We start from the raw sequence: 20,228 nt of genomic DNA, 5'->3' as shown, positions 1-20,228 counted from the left end.
TATCACGGCTTTGCGTCTGAAGGATTGATCCGGGGCGTCCCTAGCCGCTACGGCGGAGGGCAGACCCGCAAACCGGCCGGGCTCCTCCTTTCCGGAGGCGCGCAGCGGCCGACGGAGTGAAGAGTGAGCAACGAAGTCGAACATATGCGCGAGCATCTCCTCGCCGCCATCGCCGCCGCGCCCGCGCTGGACGCGTTGGAGACGGTGCGCGTCGATGCGCTGGGTAAGCAGGGCCGGATCACCCAGTTGCTGAAGACGCTGGGCAAGATGAGTCCCGAGGAACGCCAGGTCGAGGGGCCGCGCATTCATGGCCTGCGCGAGGCGGTGACCGAGGCGTTGGCGGCGCGCAAGGCGGGTCTGGCACAGGCGGCACTCGACGCCCGCCTCGCCTCCGAGCGGCTGGACATGACCCTGCCGGTCGACACCGCCGGCTTCGGCACCGTCCACCCGGTCAGCCAGGTGATGGACGAGCTGGCCGAAATCTTCGCGGATCTGGGCTTCGCGGTCGCGACCGGCCCGGAGGTCGAAACCGACTGGCACAACTTCACCGCGCTCAACATCCCGGAGACGCATCCGGCGCGCGCGATGCACGACACCTTCTATCTGGCAGGAGTCGAGGCGGGCGGCGACGAGCGCACCGTGCGCCGCGTCCTGCGCACCCACACCTCGCCGGTGCAGATCCGCACCATGCTCGACCAGAAGCCGCCGATCCGCATCATCGCGCCGGGCCGCACCTATCGCTCCGATTCGGATGCGACCCACACGCCGATGTTCCATCAGGTCGAGGGGCTGGTGATCGACAAGGGCATCACGCTCGGTCATCTGAAATGGACGCTGGAGACCTTCCTCAAGGCGTTCTTCGAGCGTGACGATATCGTGCTGCGCCTGCGCCCCAGCTATTTCCCCTTCACCGAACCCTCGGCCGAGGTCGATGTCGGATACACCATCGAGAAGGGCAAGCGCGTCATCGGGGGCTCTGGCGGCGGCTGGATGGAGGTACTCGGCTCCGGCATGGTCCATCCGAAAGTCATCGAAGCGTGCGGGCTCGATCCGAACGAGTGGCAGGGCTTTGCATTCGGCTGCGGCATCGATCGCCTCGCCATGCTGAAATACGGAATGGACGATCTGCGCGCCTTTTTCGACGGCGATATCCGCTGGTTGAAGCATTACGGGTTCGCGAGCCTCGACGTACCCACGCTGTCGGGAGGAGTCGGCGCATGAAGTTCACCCTGGGCTGGCTGAAGAGCCATCTGGACACCGATGCCGACCTCGACACCATCGTCGAGGGGCTGACCCGTATCGGCCTGGAGGTCGAGGGCGTGCATAATCCGGGCGAGGCGCTGTCCTCGTTCCGCGTCGCGCGCATCCTGTCGGCCGAGCGGCATCCGCAGGCGGACAAGCTGCAGGTCCTGTCGGTCGATGCCGGTGACGGCCCGATGCAGGTCGTGTGCGGTGCGCCAAATGCCCGCGCAGGTCTGGTCGGCGTGTTCGGCGCGCCGGGGGCCTATGTCCCCGGCCTCGACGTGACGCTGAAGGTCGCGGCCATTCGCGGCGTCGAATCGAACGGCATGATGTGCTCGGCGCGCGAGTTGCACATCGGCGAGGGCCATGACGGCATCATCGAACTGCCCGAGGATGCAGCGATCGGCACGTCCTTCCCCGATTATGCGGGACTCAACGATCCGGTCATCGACGTGTCGATCACGCCGAATCGCCAGGACTGCATGGGCGTGCACGGTATCGCACGCGATCTCGCCGCCGCCGGGCTGGGCACGCTGATCGCCCCGACCGTGCCGTCGGTCGCGGGGGAGGGCGCCGGTCCCGATGTCCGCATCGAGGATGCCGAGGGCTGCCCGGCCTTCTATGCGCAGGGCGTCTCGGGCCTGACCAATGGCGAGGCCCCGGAATGGATGCGCCAGCGGCTGACCGCGATCGGGCAGAAGCCGATCTCCGCGCTGGTCGACATCACCAACTATATGACGGTCGATCTCGGCCGCCCGCTGCACGTCTATGACAAGGCCAAGCTGTCCGGCGGTCTGGTCGCGCGGCATGCCAAGGACGGCGAGACGGTCGAGGCGCTCAACGGCAAGACCTATATGCTGTCGGAAGGCATGACCGTCATCGCCGACGATGCGGGCGTGCACGATATCGGCGGCATCATGGGCGGCGCGCATTCGGGCGTGTCGGAGACGACTACCGACGTCATCATCGAATGCGCCTACTTCACCCCCGAGGCGATCGCGCGCACCGGCCAGAAGCTGGCGCTGACCAGCGACGCGCGTACCCGGTTCGAGCGCGGCGTGGACCCGGCGTTCCTGGATGACGGTCTCGCCATCGCGACCTTCCTCGTTCTGGAATATTGCGGCGGCACCGCCAGCGGCGTGACCCGTGCGGGCCGGCCGCCGGTCCTGGCGAAGACCATCGCCTATGACCCCAATCTGGCCGAGACGCTGGGCGGCCTCGCCATCGCGCCCGACCGGCAAAAGGCGATCCTCGAGTCGCTGGGCTTCACCGTCACCGCCGACTGGCAGGTGACGGCCCCCAGCTGGCGTCGCGACGTGGACGGCCCCGCCGATCTGGTCGAGGAAGTCATCCGCATCGAGGGGATCGATCATGTTCCCCCGGTGGCGCTGCCCCGCGCCCCCGGCGTCGCGCGTCCCACCGCCACGCCGCAGCAGAAGCTGGAGCGTCGCGCCCGCCGCGCCGCTGCCGCACGCGGTCTGGACGAAGCGGTGACGTGGAGCTTCATCAGCGAGGCACAGGCGGCACCGTTCGGCGGCGGCGCGTTCACGCTCGCCAACCCGATCAGTGAGGATTTGAAGGTCATGCGGCCCTCGCTGCTCCCCGGCCTGCTCGCCGCGACCGAGCGCAACATCAAGCGCGGCGCGACCGCCGTGCGGCTGTTCGAGATCGGCCGCCGCTATCTGGAGGAGGCCGAGCGGCCGACGCTGGGCGTGGTGCTGGCGGGCGACAAGTCCGCCCGCAACTGGCGGTCGGGCAAGGCGCAAGGGTTCGACGCCTATGACGCCAAGGCCGAAGCCATCGCGCTGCTCGCCCAGGCGGGCGCACCGGTCGACAATTTGCAGGTGATGGGCGAGGCAGGCGACGCCTGGCATCCCGGCCAGTCGGGCACGCTGCGGCTGGGGCCGAAGACCGTGCTGGCGGCGTTCGGCATGGTCCATCCTTCGGTGCTGAAGGCGTTCGATCTCGACGGCGCAGTGGCGGCGGTCGAGTTGTATCTCGACGCGATCCCGCCCAAGCGGGCGACTGGCTTCATGCGCCCGGCCTACACGCCCCCGGCGTTGCAGTCCGTCAAGCGCGACTTCGCCTTCCTGGTGCCCGACACGCTGGCCGCCGATATGCTGATCCGGGCGGTGCGGGGTGCGGACAAGGCCGCGATCACCGCCGCGCGCGTGTTCGACGTGTTCGCAGGGCAAGGCGTGCCCGAAGGTCACAAGTCGGTCGCGGTCGAGGTGCTTCTGCAACCCTCGCAGAAGAGCTTCACCGACGAGGAACTGAAGGCCATCGCGGACAAGATCGTCGCGGCGGCCGCCAAACAGGGAGCACAACTCCGTGGCTAATGAGGAAAACTGGGTCCGTATCGGCAACGACCATCTGTCGGCGGCGATCAATCCGTTCGGCGCGGAATTGTCCTCGCTGAAGGACGCGGACGGCCGCGAACTGATGACGAATGCGGACCCGGCTTTCTGGATTGGGCGTGCGCCGCTGCTGTTTCCGGTGATCGGCGTGACCCGTGACGGCATCCGCCTGAACGGTCGGCATTATCCGATGGCCAAGCACGGCTTTGCCCGCCACTCGACCTTCGAGCTGGTGACGCATGAGGCGACTCGCGCCGTCTTCTCGCTGGGCGACAGCGAGGAGACGCGCACCTCCTATCCCTTCGCCTTCCGGCTGGAGGCGGAGTTCCGGCTGGAAGAGGCCACGCTGGTGATGGAAATCCGCGTCCTCAACCGGGGCGAGGAACCGATGCCCGCCAGCTTCGGCTTCCACCCCGCCTTCGCCTGGCCGCTGCCCTATGGCAAGGCGCGGTCCGATCACCGCATCGTCTTCGAGAAGGACGAACCCAGCCGCCTGCGCGAGATCGCCCCCGACGGCCTGATCGCCGAGGCGCGGCGCGACAGCCCGCTCGACGGGCGGGTGCTGCATCTGGCGGACGATCTGTTCACCAACGACGCACTGGTCTGGGATCCGGTCGAGAGCCGCAGCGTCGCCTATGGGGCGGACGGCGCGCCGCAACTGCGCATCGCCTTTCCGGATACCGACAAGCTCGGCATCTGGACCAAGCCGGGCGCTGCCTATGTCTGTGTCGAGCCCTGGCACGGCATCGCCGACCCGGAAGGATTTGACGGCGAATTCACCGACAAGCCCGGCGTGTTCACCGTGCCGGTCGGCGGTGAGAAGGTGATGCAGATGACGGTGACGCTGGCGGGGTAAGGGCGCCCTCCACCCCGCATGATACCACCCCGGCGGAGGCCGGGGTCCAGTTGCCACGACCTTTGAGATCGAGGCCTTCGCGTGCACCATGGGCCTTCTGGTACCTGGACCCCGGCCTTCGCCGGGGTGGGCCGGATGGAGGAGCGGCGGTACTGAGTGCCGCTGCAATCCGGGGCCTGTCTTGTGCCACAATTTGCTGTAACAGGCGCAGCATCTCGGGCGCTCGGATGCGCCATTTCCCTATTCGACAGAGCCGCCCATGACTTCCCCCCGCCGTACCTTCGCGATCATCTCGCACCCTGACGCCGGTAAGACCACGCTGACCGAAAAGCTGCTCTATTTCGGCGGCGCGATCCACCTGGCGGGCGAGGTCAAGGCGCGTGGCCAGAATCGGCGCGCGCGGTCGGACTGGATGAAGATCGAGCAGCAGCGCGGCATCTCGGTCACCTCCTCGGTGATGACGTTCGAAAAGGACGGCGTGACCTTCAACCTGCTCGACACGCCGGGCCACGAAGACTTTTCGGAGGATACCTACCGCACGCTGACCGCGGTCGATTCGGCCGTGATGGTCATCGACGCGGCGCGCGGTATCGAGGCACAGACGCGGAAATTGTTCGAGGTCTGCCGCCTGCGCTCGGTGCCGATCATCACCTTCATCAACAAGGTCGACCGCGAAGGCCGCCCGCCCTTCGAGTTGCTCGACGAGATCGCCGACATACTGGCGCTCGACGTCGCACCGATGAGCTGGCCGGTCGGCATGGGCGGGTTGTTCGAGGGCATTCTCGACCTGACCACCGGCAAGGTCAGCCGTCCCGAGGGCGACAGCCGTGCCTTTCACGGCAAGGTGGACGATGCGCCGACCCTGCCCGCCGAAATCGCCGAAGAGATCGAGCTGGCCCAGGCCGGTTATGCCGAATTCGATGGCGAGGCGTATCGCAACGGCGACCTGACGCCGGTCTATTTCGGCTCCGCGCTGAAGGATTTCGGTGTCGCCGAACTGATCGATGCGCTCAGCCGCCACGCGCCGCCGCCCCGCCCGCAGCCCGCCGAGCCCGCACCCGTCTCGCCGGAGAACAAGGAGGTCACCGGCTTCGTGTTCAAGGTGCAGGCGAACATGGACCCGCAGCATCGCGACCGCATCGCGTTCATGCGGCTCTGCTCGGGCACCTTCAAGCGCGGCATGAAGCTGACGCCGACGGGCCATGGCAAGCCGATCGCGGTCCACTCGCCCATCCTGTTCTTCGCGCAGAATCGCGAAGTCGCCGACGAGGCTTTCCCGGGCGATATCATCGGCATTCCGAACCACGGCACGTTGCGGGTCGGCGATACCCTGTCGGAGCGGGCGGACGTGCGCTTCACCGGACTGCCCAATTTCGCCCCCGAAATCCTGCGCCGCGTCGCGCTGAAGGACCCGACCAAGACCAAGCAGCTGCGCAAGGCGCTGGACGACATGGCCGAGGAGGGGGTGACCCAGGTCTTCTACCCTGAGATCGGGTCGAACTGGATCATCGGCGTCGTCGGGCAGCTCCAGCTCGACGTGCTGCTGTCGCGACTGGATGCGGAGTATAAGGTCGCGGCGGGGCTGGAGCCCGCGCCGTTCGACACCGCGCGCTGGATCACTGCCGAGGACCCCGCCGACCTGAAGGCGTTCATGGACCTGAACCGCTCGGCGATGGCCAAGGACCGCGACGACAATCCCGTCTTCCTCGCCAAGAGCGCCTGGGAAGTCGGCTACGTCGCCGATCGCTATCCCAAGGTCCGCTTCCTCGCCACGCGCGAGCGCTGAGACGGAACCGGAGGCCCGTGTCGCGGCTTCATGGCGCATGATCGAACAGGGAATGCCCATGAACCGCGCCGCGATCGAAGCGACCTTCGAAGCCAATGAAAAGCTGCTCCGCCGCCGTGCGCTGAAGGCCGGGGCCAAGGCGCTGACCATCGGCACCGAAAGCCTGGCCGAGACGATCGACGCGATCGGCGATGCCTATGGCCTGACGGGGGCGCAGCGACGCCAGCTGGAGCCCGGCATGGCGATCGAGGCGCAAGAGATCGTGGGCAAGCTCAAGGGCTTTGTCGGCCCGGCCGCGTTGTTCAGCGATCTGCGCGGCGGCGCAGGGTTGCTGTCGCAGGCCAAGGCGGCCGGGCGGCTGGCCAAGACGGCGCGCAGGATCGGCCAGGGCGGACTGGCGGCGGGCCGGGTGGCGGCGCGGGGCGGGCGTGCGGCACGGGGGCTGCCCTGGGCGGCGCTGGGCGTGGCGGCCTGGGGCGTCGGCAATGGCGGCTGGTTCTGGTGGAAGGCCCACGCCTATAACCGGGCGTGCCGCGATTTGCTGTTGGGCGAACAGGGCGGGGTGGTTCAGCCTGCCTGATGCCGGGCGGCGGGGTGTGAGCTTCGACGTCGCTTGGCCTTGGAGTGGACCGCGGCCCCAATCTTCGCTCAGCCTGAGCCCTTCGACTCGCCGGCAAGCCAGCCGCTCGGGATAAACGTCGGCGTTACACGCCGAAGTCGAAGGCTACGCCCCAACGCTTACCGCTCGGCCCGGTCGTCCCAGGCCAGTCCCTCGACCAGCGAATCCCGGATCGCCCGCAGGATCGCCGCCGGATCGTCTTTTACCCGCGATTCGCTTTCCAGAAGCTGCTGCACGCCGCGCACGGTATAGCCCTGCTGGTTGAGCAGCTGGTCGATACGCCGGATCAGCGCCATGTCCTCGGGCCGGTAATAGCGGCGATTGCCCGCGCGCTGGACGGGCTTCAGCTGCGGAAAGCGGCCTTCCCAGTAACGCAGGACATGCTGCGCCACGCCGGTCTCACGCGAAACCTCCCCGATGGTGCGCAGTGCACCATCGGCCTTGCCGCCATCCGCGGGCCGTTCGGGCCTATCCCGCCGCGACAATACGATCGCGCATCATCTGGCTGGCGCGGAAGGTCAGCACGCGGCGCGGTGCGATCGGCACCTCCACCCCAGTCTTGGGGTTGCGGCCGATCCGCTCACCCTTGTCACGCAGCACGAAGGTCCCGAACCCCGAAATCTTGACGTTCTCGCCCCGCGACAGTGCTTCGCACATCTCGACGAGGATCTGCTCGACCACATCGGCCGAGTCGGATCGCGACAAGCCGACTTCCTGATGCAGCGATTCTGCCAGGTCGGCGCGCGTCAAAGTTCCAGCGTTGGTCATGTGGCCATCCCCCAATGGTATCTGGCGATCCGGTATCATACCGCCCGATGGGACCGAAAGGGATTTATCTCGGTCAATGTCAATCGATTGTTCAGAAACGTATCACCGCCGCTCCCCAAGTGAACCCGCCGCCCATCGCTTCGAGCACCAGAATGTCGTTTTCGCGGATGCGGCCGTCGCGCACGGCCGTGTCGAGCGCGAGGGGAACCGAGGCCGCCGAAGTGTTGGCATGACGGTCGACGGTGACGACGACCTTCTCAGGCGGAAGGTTCAATTTGCGCGCGGTCGCATCGAGAATCCGGGCATTGGCCTGGTGCGGGACCACCCAATCGACATCGGCCGAGGTCAGGCCCGCCAGGCCCAGCGATTCCTCCATCACCTGTGCCAGATTGACGACGGCGTGGCGGAACACCTCGCGCCCCTTCATTCGCAGCTTGCCGACGGTGCCGGTGGTCGACGGGCCGCCATCGACATAGAGCAGGCCGTTGTGGCGGCCATCGGCGTGGAGCTTGGTCGCCAGGATGCCGCGCCCCCCCGCATCTTCGCTTTCGCGCGCTTCCAGCACCATCGCGCCCGCGCCGTCGCCGAACAGGACGCAGGTGGTGCGATCCTCCCAATCGAGGATGCGGCTGAAGGTCTCCGCGCCGATCACCAGCGCACGACGCTGCACGCCCGAGCGCAGCATCGCATCGGCGACCTGCACGGCATAGAGAAAGCCCGAGCAGACGGCGGCGACGTCGAACGCGACGCAGTCGTTGATGCCCAGCATCGCCTGGACCTTGGTGGCGGTCGCCGGGAAGGTCTGGTCCGGGGTGGCGGTCGCCAGCACGATCAGGTCGATATCCTGCGCCGACAGGCCGGCCGCGGCGATCGCGGCCTTGGCGGCATCGGCGGCCAGCGTCGCGGTCGTCTCTTCGGGGCCCGCAATATGGCGGAAGCGGATGCCGGTCCGCTCGACGATCCACTCGTCGGAGGTGTCGACCTCTTGCGCCAGTTCTTCGTTCGACACCCGCCGGGTTGGAAGTGCCGACCCCGTACCCGTGACGATCGAACGAATCATGCGGCGTCCTCGAAATTCAGGAGATCCTCGGCAATACGCCGGGTCAGGTCGGCGCGCACCATCTTGGCCGCATTGCCGATCGCGGTGGCGACGCCCAGTTCGTTGGCGCTGCCATGGCTCTTCACCACTACGCCGTTCAGGCCCAGGAATACCGCGCCATTATGGTTGTTGGGGTCGAGATGGTCGCGCAGCAGCTGCGTCGCGGGGCGCGAGATCAGGAAGCCGATCTTCGAGCGGGTCGAGGAGCGGAAGGCGCGCTTCAGCAGGTCGCCGACGAAACGCGCGGTGCCCTCGGCGGTCTTGAGCGCGATATTCCCGGCAAAGCCGTCGCACACGATCACGTCGACCTCGCCACGGGCCAGCTGGTTGCCCTCGATAAAGCCGGTGAAGTTCAGCGGAAGATGATTCTGGCCACGCAGCACGGCGGCGGCGTCGCGAATCTCGTCGGTGCCCTTCTGGTCCTCGGACCCGATGTTGAGCAACGCGACGCGTGGATTGTCGAGTTCCAGCAGGACGCGGGCATAGGCCGCGCCCATGACGGCGAACTGGACGAGGTTGCGCGCATCGCACTCGGTATTGGCGCCGAGGTCGAGCATGACGACGTCATTGTCGCCCAGCGTAGGGAGCGGCGCCGCGAGGGCGGGCCGGTCGATGCCGGGCAGGGTGCGAAGCGACAGCTTGGCCATCGCCATCAGCGCGCCGGTATTGCCCGACGAGACGGCGGCGGCGGCGCGGCGCTGCTTCACCAGATCGATGGCGATGCCCATCGATGTCGTCCGCGCACGCCGGATCGCCTGGCTCGGCTTTTCATTCGAGCCGACGATCTCGGGCGCGTGAACGATTTCGGACGCGGCGGACAGATTGGGGTGGGACTTCAGCCCCTCCGCAATCTGCGCCTCGTCACCGACCAGGAAGAACCGCATGCCCTCGAAGCGGCGTCGCGCTCTGGCGACACCGGCGAGCATCACGGCCAGCCCGTCGTCGCCGCCCATCGCATCGACGGCGATCCAGGCGTTATCGGCCATGGGTATCCTCTAACGGTCGTTCAGGTGAAGGTAGAGGGATCAGCCCTCGACCGACACGACCTCGCGGCCGTTATAATGGCCGCAGGCGGTGCACAGATTGTGCGGACGCTTCAGTTCGCCGCAGTTCGGGCATTCCTGGAATGCCGCGACCGTCAGCGAGTCGTGGCCACGGCGCATGCCGCGCTTGGAGGGCGAAGTCTTTCTCTTGGGGACGGCCATTGCGGCACCTTATCAATCGAACAATGGGTGGAATACGCCACGATCAGCACCCATTGCGCGCCCGGATCGACGACCCGGCCGCGTGAGCACCCAGCCGGACGCATCGCGAAGCCCCGCGCCTATAGCGAGTTTTGCCGATGTTGCAAGCGTGGGCGCCAAATGGCACTCCCCGGCATCCGGCAATTTACAGGAAAGACGGCATTTATGGTCCTGCCCGTTACGCTCAGCATCGCGGCGGCGGCCGCCATCGTCAATTTGTGGCTGGCCCTGCGAATCGTCATGGGGCGATTCCGCGGCAAGGTCATGATCGGCGACGGCGGCGATTCGCGACTCGTGGCGGGTATGCGGGCCCAGGCCAATTTCGTCGAATATGCGCCCTTCGTCCTGATCCTGATGGGCCTGATCGAGTTGGGCGGCGGATCGTCCTTCTGGCTGTGGATCGCGGGCGGCGCGTTCATCCTCGCGCGGATCGGCCATGGCTGGGGCATGATGCGACCCGCGCCCAATATCGGGCGGGCCGGGGGTGCGATCGGCACCTGGGTCATCCTGGCGCTATTGGCGGGGTGGGGAATCGGGATCGTCTATGCGACGCAGGCCGTTCCTGCCCCGACAACGACCGTCGTAAGGATCGACCGCTGATGACTCGCCTGCCCCTGATCGGCCTTGCCGCCCTGATGCTGACGGTATCGCTGACCGCCGCCGCACCCGACCCCATTTCGCCGCAGCGCCTGTCGGCCGATGTGAAGACACTCGCCTCCGATGCGTTCGAAGGCCGCGCGCCGGGCACGCCGGGTGAGGCGAAGACGGTCGACTGGCTGGTTGCGCAGTTCAAGGCGATGGGCCTGCAGCCCGGCGGCCCGAACGGGCAATGGACACAAAGCGTGCCGCTGATCCGTACCCAGATCGGGCAGGGGACGATGCAGGCGGGCGCGATGCCGCTGGTGCAGGGGCAGGGCGTCTATGTCTCGACCGTGCGGCCGGTCGACCGGGTGGCGATCAAGCGCGCGCCGATGGTGTTCGTCGGTTATGGCGTCCATGCGCCCGAGCGCGGCTGGGACGACTTCAAGGGCGTCGACCTGAAGGGCAAGATCGCCGTCTTCCTGGTCAACGATCCCGATTTCGAGGCGGTGGCGGGCGACGACGCCAAGGGCAGGTTCGGCGACCGGCGCATGACCTATTATGGCCGCTGGACCTATAAATATGAGGAAGCCGCACGTCAGGGGGCGATCGGCGCGCTGATCGTCCATGACACGGCCGGGGCGGGCTATGGCTGGGCGACGGTGACGGCCCCCGCCGGCGAGAATTACGATATCGTCCGCAGCGACCCGACTTCGCGCATCCTGTTGCAGGGCTGGCTGTCGGGCGAGTCGGCGAGCCGGCTGTTCGCCGCCGCCGGGCTGGACCTGGCCCAGCAGCGCGCGCGCGCCCGGCGAGCCGATTTCCGGCCGGTGGAATTGAAGGGGCAGGCCTTCTCCGCCGACCTGCCCGTCACCACCGTCCGCGCCGAAAGCCGCAACGTGCTGGCCAGACTGCCCGGCAAGACGCGCCCCGATGAGGTCGTGATGTTCGGCGCGCATTGGGATGCCTATGGCAAGGGCAAGCCGGATGCGCAGGGTCGTACGATCCGGCCCGGCGCGAACGACGACGCGCTGGGCGTCGCGGGCGTTCTCGAACTGGCGCGTGCGTTCAAGGCGGCCCCGCCGACCGATCGCAGCCTGGTCTTCGCGCTGTGGACCGGCGAGGAGCGTGGGCTGCTGGGGTCGGAAACCTATGCGGTGAAGCCGGTCTATCCGCTGGCCAAGACCGTCGCGAACCTGACGCTCGACATCCTCCAGACGGCGGGACCGGCCCGGGACGTGATGCTGGTCGGCGACGGGCAGAACGACCTGGAGGACCGGCTGAAGGCCGCCGCCGCCGCGCAGGGGCGCACGGTCACGCCCGAGGCGCTGCCGGAGCGGGGACTGTTCTATCGTGCCGATCACTTCTCGGTCGCGCGGCGCGGCGTCCCGACGCTGCTGCTGATGGCGATCAGCGGTGCGCCCGATCTGGTCGCGGGCGGACGTCCGGCGGGGCAGGCATGGCTGGACGGCTATATGCGCTGTTACCACCAGAGCTGTGACGCGTGGGACGCGAACTGGGATCTGCGCGGGGCGGCGTCGGATGTCGGGCTGCTATACGGGATCGGGCGCGACCTGGCTTCGTCCCGCGATTGGCCCGAGTGGCGCGCGGGATCGGAGTTCAAGGCGATTCGCGGCGAGAGTGCTGCGGAACGCAGGTAATCCATAGTCGGATATCTCCGCGCTTATTCCTCCCCTGAAAGGGGAGGAATGAAAAGGCCGAAGCCCACGCAAAACCCTCACCCCAATCCCAATACCCGATCCGCCACGAAGGCATTGCTCTGCCGCTCATGGCCGAAGGTGCTGGGCTGGCCATGGCCCGGAATGAACGCGGTCTCGTTCCCCAGCGGCCACAGCTTCTCGACGATCGAGCGGATCAGCGTGTCGTGATCCCCGCCGGGCAGGTCCGAGCGCCCGACCGAGCCCTGGAACAGTACGTCGCCGACCAGCGCGAAATGCGACGGGGCGTGGTGGAAGATCACATGCCCGCGCGTATGGCCCGGCGTCTCATAGACATCCAGGGTCAGCTCGCCGATCGTCACCGTGTCGCCCTCCGACAGCCAGCGGGTCGGCTCCAGCACCTGGGCGGGGATGCCGTAAGCCTGGCCATCCTCGTCCAGCCGCGCCAGCCAGAAGCGATCCTCTTCCTGCGGCCCCTCGACGGGCACCGACAATGCATCGGCCAGCGCCTTGGCTCCGCCCGCATGGTCGATATGGCCATGGGTCAGCAGGATCTTCTCGACCGTCACCCCGGTCTTGGCGATGGCGTCATGGATACGCGGCAGGTCGCCGCCGGGATCGACCACCGCCGCCTTCATCGTCGCGGTGCACCACACGATCGAGCAATTCTGCTGGAGCGGGGTGACGGGCACGATCGCGGCCCGGAGCGGTGGGTTCTGGGGAGCACTGGTCATGCCCCGGCGATAAAGGCTGGGACAGCCCGGGCCAATCGATACTTGCATGTGGCCCCACGCGACGTGCATGGATCGTCCCTTGATGGCGCGTCCCCTTCCTCCTTTCGTCCTGCTCGACGACGCCCGTGAAGGGGGAGCGGCGGCGCGTCTCTATACGCGGCCGGTCGGCATCGTCACCGCACGCCGGGCGGACGAGGTTCCGGCGGCGCTGGACGCCTTGCGCGCGGCCCGGGAGCGCGGGCTCGAGGCGGTCGGCTATCTGGCCTATGAAGCAGGCGCGGCGTTCGAGCCCGGCGTGCCGCCCCGCGCGATCGACGGCCCGCTTTTGTGGTTCGGCCTGTTCGAGGGCTATGAAACCGTCGCACCGGAGTCGCTGCTTCCCGATCCGGCGGGCGGCTGGATCGGTGAGATGGTGCCCGAACTGGACGCCGCGCGCCACGTCGAGCAATTCGCCGCGGTCCAGGCGCTGATCGAGGCGGGCGACCTGTATCAGGTCAACCAGACCTTTCGCGCGACCGCGCCGGTGCTGGGCGATCCGCTGGCGCTTTATGCGGGCCTGCGTGCCCGGTCGCGCGCGGGCTGGGGCGCGGTGGTGGCGACCGGGGAAGCGACGATCCTGTCGCTGTCGCCCGAACTCTTCTTCGCGCTGGATGGGGGCAAGCTGACCGCCCGGCCGATGAAGGGCACCGCGCGGCGCGAGGAGGACCCGGCGGCCGATGCGCGTGCCGCCAAGGCCCTGCGCGACGATCCCAAGCAGTGCGCCGAAAATCTGATGATCGTCGACCTGATGCGCAACGACCTGGCGCGGGTCGCGCGGGCGGGCAGCGTCGCGGTGCCCGAACTGTTCGCGGTCGAACCCTATCCGACGGTGCATCAGATGGTGTCGACCGTCACCGCCGACCTGGCCGAGGGGCGTGATGCACTGGACGTGCTGGCGGCGCTTTTCCCCTGCGGCTCGATCACCGGCGCGCCCAAGATCCGCGCGATGCAGGCGATCGCGGAGATCGAGGATTCGCCGCGCGGCCTGTATACCGGCGCGATCGGGCGGCTGGATGCGAATGGCGATGCGATGTTCAACGTCGCGATCCGCACCCTGGTCTGGCCCGAGGGTGAGACCCAGGCGACGCTGGGCATCGGATCGGGCGTGGTCGCCGACTCGGTGGCGGCGGACGAGTGGGACGAGTGCCTGGCCAAGGCGGCGTTCCTGGCCGGGGGGCGGCCGGATATCGACCTGATCGAGACCATGGCCTTCGATCCGCTCGAGGGTATCCAGCATCTGGAAGCGCATCTCGCGCGGATGAAGGCGAGCGCCATCGCGCTGGGCTTCCGCTTCGACCGGCATGATGCGCGCAACGAGTTGCAGGCGGCGACCTTCCGCCTGCGCGATGTACGGCGCATCCGGTTGCTGCTGGCGCGCAGCGGGGCTTTGGTGGTCGAGGTCGGGCCTGCGCCCGCCCGCTTCAATGGCGTGATGCCGGTGCGGGTCGTGCCGCTGCCCGTCTCGCCGCTCGACCTGCGGTTGCGGCACAAGACCAGCGCGCGCGGCTTCTATGACGCGGCGCGGGCCGCGGCAGGAACCGGGGAAGTGGTGTTCGAGACGCCCGACGGCCTGCTGACCGAAGGCAGCTATACCTCGCTGTTCGTGCCGCGCGGCGATGTCCTGGTGACGCCGCCGCTGGCGTTGGGGCTGCTGCCCGGCGTGCTGCGCGCGCATCTGATCGAGACGGGCCGCGCGATCGAGGGGTCGCTCACGCGCGCCGATCTTCGAGACGGATTCTTGCTTGGCAATGCGCTTCGCGGATTGTTTCGTGCGGAGATAGTTGCGGATTGAGCCGCTGAAGCGCTAAGGGCCACGCGCACTCTCCTGACGCAAAGGTTCCGTTTCATGCAGCCCTCCGCCGCGCTCGGCCGTATCAGCCCGTCCCCCACGCTTGCCATCACCAGCCGCGTGATGGAGCTGAAGCGCGCCGGTGTCGACGTGATCGGCCTGGGCGCGGGCGAGCCGGACTTCGACACGCCCGACTTCGTGAAAGAGGCGGCGATCCAGGCGATCCGCGACGGCAAGACCAAATACACCAATGTCGACGGCACGCCCGAGCTGAAGGCGGCGATCGCGGCCAAGTTCGCGCGCGACAACGGCCTGACCTACAAGGCCGATCAGATCAGCGTGAATGTCGGCGGCAAGCACACCCTGTTCAACGCGATGGTCGCGACGATCGATGCGGGCGACGAGGTCGTAATCCCGGCGCCTTACTGGGTCAGCTATCCGGACGTCGTGCAGTTTGCAGGCGGCGTGCCGGTGATCGTGAAGGCGGGGCCGGAACAGGGTTACAAGCTGACCCCCGAAGCGCTCGACGCCGCGATCACGCCGAAGACCAAGTGGGTCATCCTCAACTCGCCGTCCAACCCGACGGGCGCGGGCTATACCGCCGACGAGCTGAAGGCGCTGGGCGAGGTCATCCTGAAGCACCCGCATGTCTGGGTCTTCGCCGACGATATGTACGAGCATATCGTCTATGACGGCTTCCGCTTCGCCACCATCGCGCAGGTCTGCCCCGAGTTGTACGAGCGCACGCTGACGGTGAACGGCTGTTCCAAGGCCTATGCCATGACCGGCTGGCGCATCGGCTATGCGGGCGGTGCGCCCTGGCTGATCAAGGCGATCGCCAAGCTCCAGTCGCAGTCGACCTCCAACCCCTGTTCGGTGGCGCAGGCGGCGGCGACCGCCGCCCTGACCGGCGACCAGAGCTTCCTCGCCAAGCGTAACCAGGCGTTCCAGGCGCGGCGCGACATGGTGGTGTCGATGCTGAACGCAATCGACGGCATGACCTGCCCGACGCCCGAAGGCGCCTTCTATGTCTATCCGTCCTTCGCACCGCTGATCGGCAAGTCGACGCCCTCGGGCCGCCTGATCGACAGCGACGAGGCGTTTGTCGGCTATCTGCTCGACGATGCGAAGGTGGCGGCGGTGCAGGGCGCGGCGTTCGGCCTCTCGCCCGCGATGCGAATCAGCTATGCGACATCGGACGCGCTGCTCCGCGAGGCCTGCACCCGCATCCAGACGGCCTGCGCCGCGCTGAAATAAGCATGAAATAATTTGCCGCCGCTGCGGCGCGAAAGCCAGCCGGTCCGGGCAAGATCGCGGATCGGCTAGCTTTTTTGTACAAGAAGGTGCGCCGCAGCAATATGGCTTAACTGTGGCATGAACGACACGTCCACGTGCCGTTAATGCTGTGTTTCTATAAACGCCATTGTCGGAACGGCGACTATCGACCAGATGGCGCCCGGATGATCGCTCGCCCGACCGGGGAGCGACCCGCTAAGACAGGTGAAGTGAACGATGCGTGCCCTCCTCAAGTCCAGCTTCGTGTGGCAGTTTGCCGGCGGATTTGCGCTTGGCGCTCTCGGCCTCGTGGTCCTTCACCCGGCGGAAGCACCCAGCCGTTACGGTTCGGCGCCGGTCGAGGCGGTTCGCTAAGCGGCGGATTCCCTTGGCCTTCGAATTCGGCGCGCAGCGTCGAAGTCGAAGCCTATGCTTCACCGCTTGCCACTAGCCGAACCCCGAAAACACCCCATATCCCAGCGATGCGCAACACCCTCTGCATCGCCATGGCCGCGACCGCATTCGGAGCGGTCGTCCTGTCCTCGCTTCCCGCCAGCGCCGAGCGCGCCGTGCCGCTGCCGAAAGCGACGGTCGACGTGCCCGCGTCGCCACGCCCGCAGGTGGCCGTCCTGGCGGGCGGCTGTTTCTGGGGCATGGAGGCGGTGTTCCAGCGGGTGAAGGGTGTCCGTTCGGTGACGGCAGGCTATGCCGGAGGGCGCCGCGAGGATGCGAATTACGCCGCCGTCTCGACCGAGCGGACCGGCCATGCCGAGGCGATCCGCATCACCTATGACCCGGCGCAGGTCTCCTACGCCACCCTGCTGCGCGTCTATTTCGCGATCGCGCACGACCCGACCCAGGTCGGCGGGCAGGGCCCCGATCGCGGTCCCAGCTATCGCTCGGCCATCTTCGCGCAGTCGCCCGAACAGGCCAGGGTCGCGCGCGACTATATGGCGCAGCTGACCCGTGCCCATGCCTTCGCCCGGCCGATCACGACCCGGATCGAGCAGGGCGGCTTCTTCCCGGCCGAGGCCGAGCATCAGGATTTCTACGACCGCAACCCGATGCACCCCTATATCGTGCGCTGGGACAAGCCCAAGGTCGCGGGCTTCCGTGCGGGCTTCCCGGATCTGGCGCGGGCGGGGTGAGCTAAAGAATATTCCTCCCCTGGAAGGGGAGGTGGCAGGGCGAAGCCCTGACGGAGGGGTGTCCCGCTATCGAGAGGGGTGACACCCCTCCACCAGCTTCGCTGGTCCCCCTCCCCTTGCAGGGGAGGAACAGGCTTTACGCACTCACACTCCGCGTGAGCGACAGGAACACGTCTTCCAGATCGGCTTCCTTGGTCGAGACGTCGACGATCCCATACCCGTCCGCCTGCACCGCCGCGAGCACCTGACCGGCATTCACCTTGTCCTTGGCATAGGTGATTTCCAGCGTGCGCGTGCCCTTCAGCACGATCTTGCCGAAGCTGGCATGGTCGGGCACCGCCGCGACGTCGCGGTCGACCGTCACCGCGACGACCTTTTCCTGCGCCTTGCCGACCAGTTCGCGGGTCGGCTCGTTGGCGACCAGGCGGCCATGGTTGATGATCGCGATGCGGTCGCACAGCTCCTCGGCTTCTTCGAGGTAATGCGTGGTCAACACCACCGTCACGCCCCGGTCGTTCAGCTGGCGGACATAGGCCCAGAGCTGCTGGCGAAGCTCGATATCGACACCTGCGGTCGGTTCGTCGAGCACCAGCACGGGCGGCGAGTGGACCATCGCCTTGGCGACCATCAACCGGCGCTTCATGCCGCCCGACAAAGTGCGCGAATAGGCGTTCGCCTTGTCCTCCAGATGGACCGCGCGCAGCAATTCCATCGACCGCCGCTGCGCCTTGGGCACGCCGTACAGCCCGCCCTGGATTTCCAGCGTCTCCAGCGGCGTGAAGAAGGGGTCGAACAGGATCTCCTGGTTGACGATGCCGATCGACGCCTTGGCGTTCCGCGGATGCTGGTCGATGTCGAAGCCCCAGATCGACGCCGACCCTTCGGTCTTCATCACCAGCCCGGCCAGGATGTTGATCAGCGTCGACTTGCCCGCGCCATTGGGGCCCAGCAGCCCGAAGATCTGGCCGCGCGGCACATCGAAGCTGACCCCGTCGAGCGCGCGCTTGCCGCCCTGATAGGTCTTGGCGATGCCCTGGATCGAGATGGCGGCTTCGGTGGGTACGGTCATGGGCGTAGCGATAGGCCCGTGCGCGGGACAGGCCAAGCCGGTTTTGCCCCTCTTTGGGCAATTGCACGCGAGGCCACGCCTTGCTATCGCGCGAGCCTATGTTGCCGCCGCCCGAAACCACCCGCGTCACCCAGACCCGCGTCGCTTGCGACGGTGCCACCGACATTCCCGGCGGTGCCGCCCTCGGCCATCCGCGCGTGTGGCTCCAGATCGACGAGACCGGCTATGTCGATTGCGGCTATTGCGATCGCCGTTTCGTGCTGATCGGTGGCCCGGCGGACGGCGTGGACCAGACGAAGCTTCCCGACCACGGCGACGGCGCCGGGCGCTAACTGAGACTCACGCCCCTCCCGCAAGCGGGAGGGGATGGGGGAGGGCAAGCCACGGGCGATAGGCTCGGTGAGACCTCATGCCCTCCCCAAACCCCTCCCGCTTGCGGGAGGGGCTTAAGAGAAGAGTGGGATTTCCCTCAGCGGAGATTTCAAACCTCGGCCGGGCATCCTATATCCCCTTGATGACCGCCACCGATCCCCGCTCGTTCCTCTACCGCGACACGCTGGACCCCGACGCGGCGCTGCGCCTCACCGCCAACGCCCTGTCCCGCGCGGACGATGGCGAACTCTATCTGCAATATAAGCGTTCGGAGGCGTTCGGTTTCGACGACGGGCGCCTGAAGACGGCCAGCTACGACACCCACTCCGGCTTCGGCCTGCGCGCGGTGTCGGGCGAGATGACCGCCTTCGCCCATGCCAACGAGCTGTCCGAGGCCGCGATCCAGCGCGCCGCGCAGACCATGGCGCTGATCGACCCCGCCAAGGGCGCCGCCGCGCCCCCGCCGCAGGGGACGAACCGGCACCTCTATACCGCGACCGATCCGCTCGACCTGATCCCCTTCGCCGAGAAGGTGTCGCTCTGCCAGACGATCGACGCCGCCGCCCGGGCGCGCGATCCCCGCGTGGTGCAGGTGTCGGTCGGCCTCTCGGGCAGCTGGAGCGTGGTCGAGATCGTCCGGGCCGATGGTTTCGTCGCCACCGATGTGCGGCCGCTGGTACGGCTGAACATCTCGGTCGTGGTCGAGCAGAATGGGCGGCGTGAGACGGGCAGCTTCGGCATCGGCGGGCGTTACCTCTACGACCGGCTGGTCGCGCGCGAAACCTGGGAGTGCGGGATCGACGTCGCGCTCGCCCAGGCTTTGGTCAATCTTGACTCGGTCGCCGCACCGGCGGGCGAGATGACCGTGCTGCTCGGGCCGGGCTGGCCGGGCGTGCTGCTGCACGAGGCGATCGGCCATGGGCTGGAGGGTGACTTCAATCGCAAGGGCACCTCGGCATTTTCGGGGCGCATCGGCGAGCGGGTCGCGGCCCCCGGCGTCACCGTGGTCGATGACGGCAGCCTGGCCGACCGGCGCGGTTCGCTGTCGATCGATGACGAGGGCACGCCGACGCGCGAGGTCGTGCTGATCGAGGACGGTATCCTCAAGGGCTATATGCAGGACCGTCTGAACGCGCGGCTGATGGGGGTCGCGCCGACCGGCAATGGCCGCCGCGAGAGCTTCGCGCACGCACCGATGCCGCGCATGACCAACACCTTTATGAAGGGCGGCCAGGACGATCCCGCCGAACTGCTGTCGCGCGTCAAGAACGGCATCTTTGCCAAGTCCTTTGGCGGCGGTCAGGTCGATATCGTGTCGGGCAAGTTCGTCTTCTCCTGCACCGAGGCGTATCGGATCGAGAACGGCCGCTTAGGCGCACCGATCAAGGGCGCGACGCTGATCGGCGATGGCCCCAGCGTGCTGACCCGGGTGAAGGGCATCGGCAACGACTTCGCGCTGGACGAGGGTATCGGCATCTGCGGCAAGGGCGGGCAGAGCGTACCGGCGGGCGTGGGCCAGCCGACGCTGCTGGTCGAGGGGCTGACGGTCGGCGGGACGGCGCTGGCGGCCTGA

19 protein-coding genes are annotated in these 20,228 nt (G+C 67.5%); 12 read left to right on the top strand and 7 right to left on the bottom strand.

Going from position 1 to position 20,228, the window contains the following annotated elements; genetic code table 11:
- Positions 1-144: 144 nt before the first annotated feature.
- From pheS to ACQR50_RS17205, 5 genes are all read left to right on the top strand, one after another.
- Positions 145-1,221 (top strand): phenylalanine--tRNA ligase subunit alpha, encoded by a 1,077-nt coding sequence (gene pheS / locus ACQR50_RS17225; RefSeq protein WP_428970733.1) that lies wholly within the window; start codon positions 145-147, stop codon positions 1,219-1,221.
- Positions 1,218-3,581, top strand: a complete 2,364-nt coding sequence (gene pheT / locus ACQR50_RS17220) for a phenylalanine--tRNA ligase subunit beta (protein WP_428969245.1) — start codon at positions 1,218-1,220, stop codon at positions 3,579-3,581. The genes pheS and pheT overlap by 4 nt, the downstream gene beginning before the upstream one ends.
- Entirely contained in the window at positions 3,574-4,455 is an 882-nt protein-coding gene (locus ACQR50_RS17215; RefSeq protein ID WP_428969244.1) for an aldose 1-epimerase family protein, read from the top strand. Before pheT ends, ACQR50_RS17215 begins: the two co-directional genes overlap by 8 nt.
- Positions 4,456-4,714: 259 nt before the next feature.
- On the top strand, positions 4,715-6,241 hold the full coding sequence (locus ACQR50_RS17210; RefSeq protein WP_076714198.1) for a peptide chain release factor 3: 1,527 nt from the start codon (positions 4,715-4,717) through the stop codon (positions 6,239-6,241).
- Positions 6,242-6,299: 58 nt separating this feature from the next.
- The gene (locus tag ACQR50_RS17205; protein ID WP_428969243.1) at positions 6,300-6,821 is read left to right on the top strand and encodes a hypothetical protein; all 522 of its coding nucleotides are present in this window, start codon (positions 6,300-6,302) and stop codon (positions 6,819-6,821) included.
- Positions 6,822-6,979: 158 nt separating this feature from the next.
- Here ACQR50_RS17205 and ACQR50_RS17200 read toward each other — a convergent pair whose 3' ends face one another.
- The 5 genes from ACQR50_RS17200 to rpmF all read right to left on the bottom strand — a co-directional run bounded on the left by ACQR50_RS17200 (position 6,980) and on the right by rpmF (position 9,932).
- Complete coding sequence (locus ACQR50_RS17200; RefSeq protein ID WP_056436182.1) at positions 6,980-7,345, bottom strand: MerR family transcriptional regulator; 366 nt, start codon at positions 7,343-7,345, stop codon at positions 6,980-6,982.
- Positions 7,329-7,628 carry an integration host factor subunit alpha gene (locus ACQR50_RS17195; protein ID WP_042488275.1) on the bottom strand — a complete coding sequence of 100 codons (300 nt, stop codon included), beginning with the start codon at positions 7,626-7,628 and terminating at the stop codon, positions 7,329-7,331. The genes ACQR50_RS17200 and ACQR50_RS17195 overlap by 17 nt, the downstream gene beginning before the upstream one ends.
- Before the next feature lie 91 nt (positions 7,629-7,719).
- The gene (locus ACQR50_RS17190; protein WP_428969242.1) at positions 7,720-8,688 is read right to left on the bottom strand and encodes a beta-ketoacyl-ACP synthase III; all 969 of its coding nucleotides are present in this window, start codon (positions 8,686-8,688) and stop codon (positions 7,720-7,722) included.
- Positions 8,685-9,713: a phosphate acyltransferase PlsX gene (gene plsX / locus ACQR50_RS17185; protein ID WP_058745455.1), complete on the bottom strand. Its 1,029-nt coding sequence runs from the start codon at positions 9,711-9,713 to the stop codon at positions 8,685-8,687. Before plsX ends, ACQR50_RS17190 begins: the two co-directional genes overlap by 4 nt.
- 39 nt (positions 9,714-9,752) lie before the next feature.
- Positions 9,753-9,932 (bottom strand): 50S ribosomal protein L32, encoded by a 180-nt coding sequence (rpmF, locus tag ACQR50_RS17180; RefSeq protein WP_042488281.1) that lies wholly within the window; start codon positions 9,930-9,932, stop codon positions 9,753-9,755.
- 204 nt (positions 9,933-10,136) lie between these two features.
- On the opposite strand from rpmF, the gene ACQR50_RS17175 reads away from it, so the two are divergent.
- Positions 10,137-10,571 (top strand): MAPEG family protein, encoded by a 435-nt coding sequence (locus ACQR50_RS17175; RefSeq protein ID WP_428969241.1) that lies wholly within the window; start codon positions 10,137-10,139, stop codon positions 10,569-10,571.
- A complete protein-coding gene (locus ACQR50_RS17170; protein WP_428969240.1) occupies positions 10,571-12,211 on the top strand; it encodes a M28 family metallopeptidase in 1,641 nt (546 codons plus the stop codon). Before ACQR50_RS17175 ends, ACQR50_RS17170 begins: the two co-directional genes overlap by 1 nt.
- 77 nt (positions 12,212-12,288) lie before the next feature.
- Here ACQR50_RS17170 and ACQR50_RS17165 read toward each other — a convergent pair whose 3' ends face one another.
- The gene (locus ACQR50_RS17165) at positions 12,289-12,963 is read right to left on the bottom strand and encodes an MBL fold metallo-hydrolase (protein ID WP_428969239.1); all 675 of its coding nucleotides are present in this window, start codon (positions 12,961-12,963) and stop codon (positions 12,289-12,291) included.
- A gap of 82 nt (positions 12,964-13,045) precedes the next feature.
- Here ACQR50_RS17165 and pabB point away from each other — a divergent pair, with 82 nt between their 5' ends.
- The 3 genes from pabB to msrA all read left to right on the top strand — a co-directional run bounded on the left by pabB (position 13,046) and on the right by msrA (position 17,214).
- Positions 13,046-14,794: an aminodeoxychorismate synthase component I gene (gene pabB / locus ACQR50_RS17160; RefSeq protein ID WP_428969238.1), complete on the top strand. Its 1,749-nt coding sequence runs from the start codon at positions 13,046-13,048 to the stop codon at positions 14,792-14,794.
- A gap of 54 nt (positions 14,795-14,848) precedes the next feature.
- Entirely contained in the window at positions 14,849-16,048 is a 1,200-nt protein-coding gene (locus ACQR50_RS17155) for a pyridoxal phosphate-dependent aminotransferase (protein ID WP_428969237.1), read from the top strand.
- A gap of 524 nt (positions 16,049-16,572) precedes the next feature.
- A complete protein-coding gene (gene msrA, locus ACQR50_RS17150) occupies positions 16,573-17,214 on the top strand; it encodes a peptide-methionine (S)-S-oxide reductase MsrA (protein WP_428970732.1) in 642 nt (213 codons plus the stop codon).
- A 136-nt stretch (positions 17,215-17,350) separates the two neighbouring features.
- On the opposite strand, the gene ACQR50_RS17145 is transcribed toward msrA, so the two are convergent.
- Positions 17,351-18,283, bottom strand: a complete 933-nt coding sequence (locus ACQR50_RS17145) for an ABC transporter ATP-binding protein (protein WP_428969236.1) — start codon at positions 18,281-18,283, stop codon at positions 17,351-17,353.
- A 98-nt stretch (positions 18,284-18,381) separates the two neighbouring features.
- Between ACQR50_RS17145 and ACQR50_RS17140 the strand changes: the two genes are divergently transcribed.
- Both ACQR50_RS17140 and tldD read left to right on the top strand, forming a co-directional pair.
- Positions 18,382-18,615, top strand: a complete 234-nt coding sequence (locus tag ACQR50_RS17140) for a zinc-finger domain-containing protein (RefSeq protein ID WP_428969235.1) — start codon at positions 18,382-18,384, stop codon at positions 18,613-18,615.
- Positions 18,616-18,797: 182 nt separating this feature from the next.
- Positions 18,798-20,228: a metalloprotease TldD gene (gene tldD / locus ACQR50_RS17135; RefSeq protein WP_428969234.1), complete on the top strand. Its 1,431-nt coding sequence runs from the start codon at positions 18,798-18,800 to the stop codon at positions 20,226-20,228.

Origin of the sequence: Sphingomonas sp. Xoc002 (assembly GCF_050408055.1) — a bacterium.
Taxonomy (GTDB): domain Bacteria; phylum Pseudomonadota; class Alphaproteobacteria; order Sphingomonadales; family Sphingomonadaceae; genus Sphingomonas; species Sphingomonas yabuuchiae.
The sequence above is the reverse complement of the archived record's forward strand: the minus strand, read 5'-3'. Positions and strand labels throughout refer to the sequence as shown.

Excerpts from the sequence above, each read along its gene's own strand:
- ACQR50_RS17205 (WP_428969243.1), top strand. The coding sequence starts at position 6,300 with ATGAACCGCGCCGCGATCGAAGCGACCTTCGAAGCCAATGAAAAGCTG.
- ACQR50_RS17210 (WP_076714198.1), top strand. The coding sequence starts at position 4,715 with ATGACTTCCCCCCGCCGTACCTTCGCGATCATCTCGCACCCTGACGCC.
- tldD (WP_428969234.1), top strand. The coding sequence starts at position 18,798 with ATGACCGCCACCGATCCCCGCTCGTTCCTCTACCGCGACACGCTGGAC.
- ACQR50_RS17195 (WP_042488275.1), bottom strand. The coding sequence starts at position 7,628 with ATGACCAACGCTGGAACTTTGACGCGCGCCGACCTGGCAGAATCGCTG.
- msrA (WP_428970732.1), top strand. The coding sequence starts at position 16,573 with ATGGCCGCGACCGCATTCGGAGCGGTCGTCCTGTCCTCGCTTCCCGCC.
- pabB (WP_428969238.1), top strand. The coding sequence starts at position 13,046 with ATGGCGCGTCCCCTTCCTCCTTTCGTCCTGCTCGACGACGCCCGTGAA.
- ACQR50_RS17155 (WP_428969237.1), top strand. The coding sequence starts at position 14,849 with ATGCAGCCCTCCGCCGCGCTCGGCCGTATCAGCCCGTCCCCCACGCTT.
- rpmF (WP_042488281.1), bottom strand. The coding sequence starts at position 9,932 with ATGGCCGTCCCCAAGAGAAAGACTTCGCCCTCCAAGCGCGGCATGCGC.
- pheS (WP_428970733.1), top strand. The coding sequence starts at position 145 with ATGCGCGAGCATCTCCTCGCCGCCATCGCCGCCGCGCCCGCGCTGGAC.
- ACQR50_RS17145 (WP_428969236.1), bottom strand. The coding sequence starts at position 18,283 with ATGACCGTACCCACCGAAGCCGCCATCTCGATCCAGGGCATCGCCAAG.
- ACQR50_RS17165 (WP_428969239.1), bottom strand. The coding sequence starts at position 12,963 with ATGACCAGTGCTCCCCAGAACCCACCGCTCCGGGCCGCGATCGTGCCC.
- ACQR50_RS17175 (WP_428969241.1), top strand. The coding sequence starts at position 10,137 with ATGGTCCTGCCCGTTACGCTCAGCATCGCGGCGGCGGCCGCCATCGTC.
- ACQR50_RS17170 (WP_428969240.1), top strand. The coding sequence starts at position 10,571 with ATGACTCGCCTGCCCCTGATCGGCCTTGCCGCCCTGATGCTGACGGTA.
- ACQR50_RS17190 (WP_428969242.1), bottom strand. The coding sequence starts at position 8,688 with ATGATTCGTTCGATCGTCACGGGTACGGGGTCGGCACTTCCAACCCGG.
- plsX (WP_058745455.1), bottom strand. The coding sequence starts at position 9,713 with ATGGCCGATAACGCCTGGATCGCCGTCGATGCGATGGGCGGCGACGAC.
- pheT (WP_428969245.1), top strand. The coding sequence starts at position 1,218 with ATGAAGTTCACCCTGGGCTGGCTGAAGAGCCATCTGGACACCGATGCC.
- ACQR50_RS17140 (WP_428969235.1), top strand. The coding sequence starts at position 18,382 with ATGTTGCCGCCGCCCGAAACCACCCGCGTCACCCAGACCCGCGTCGCT.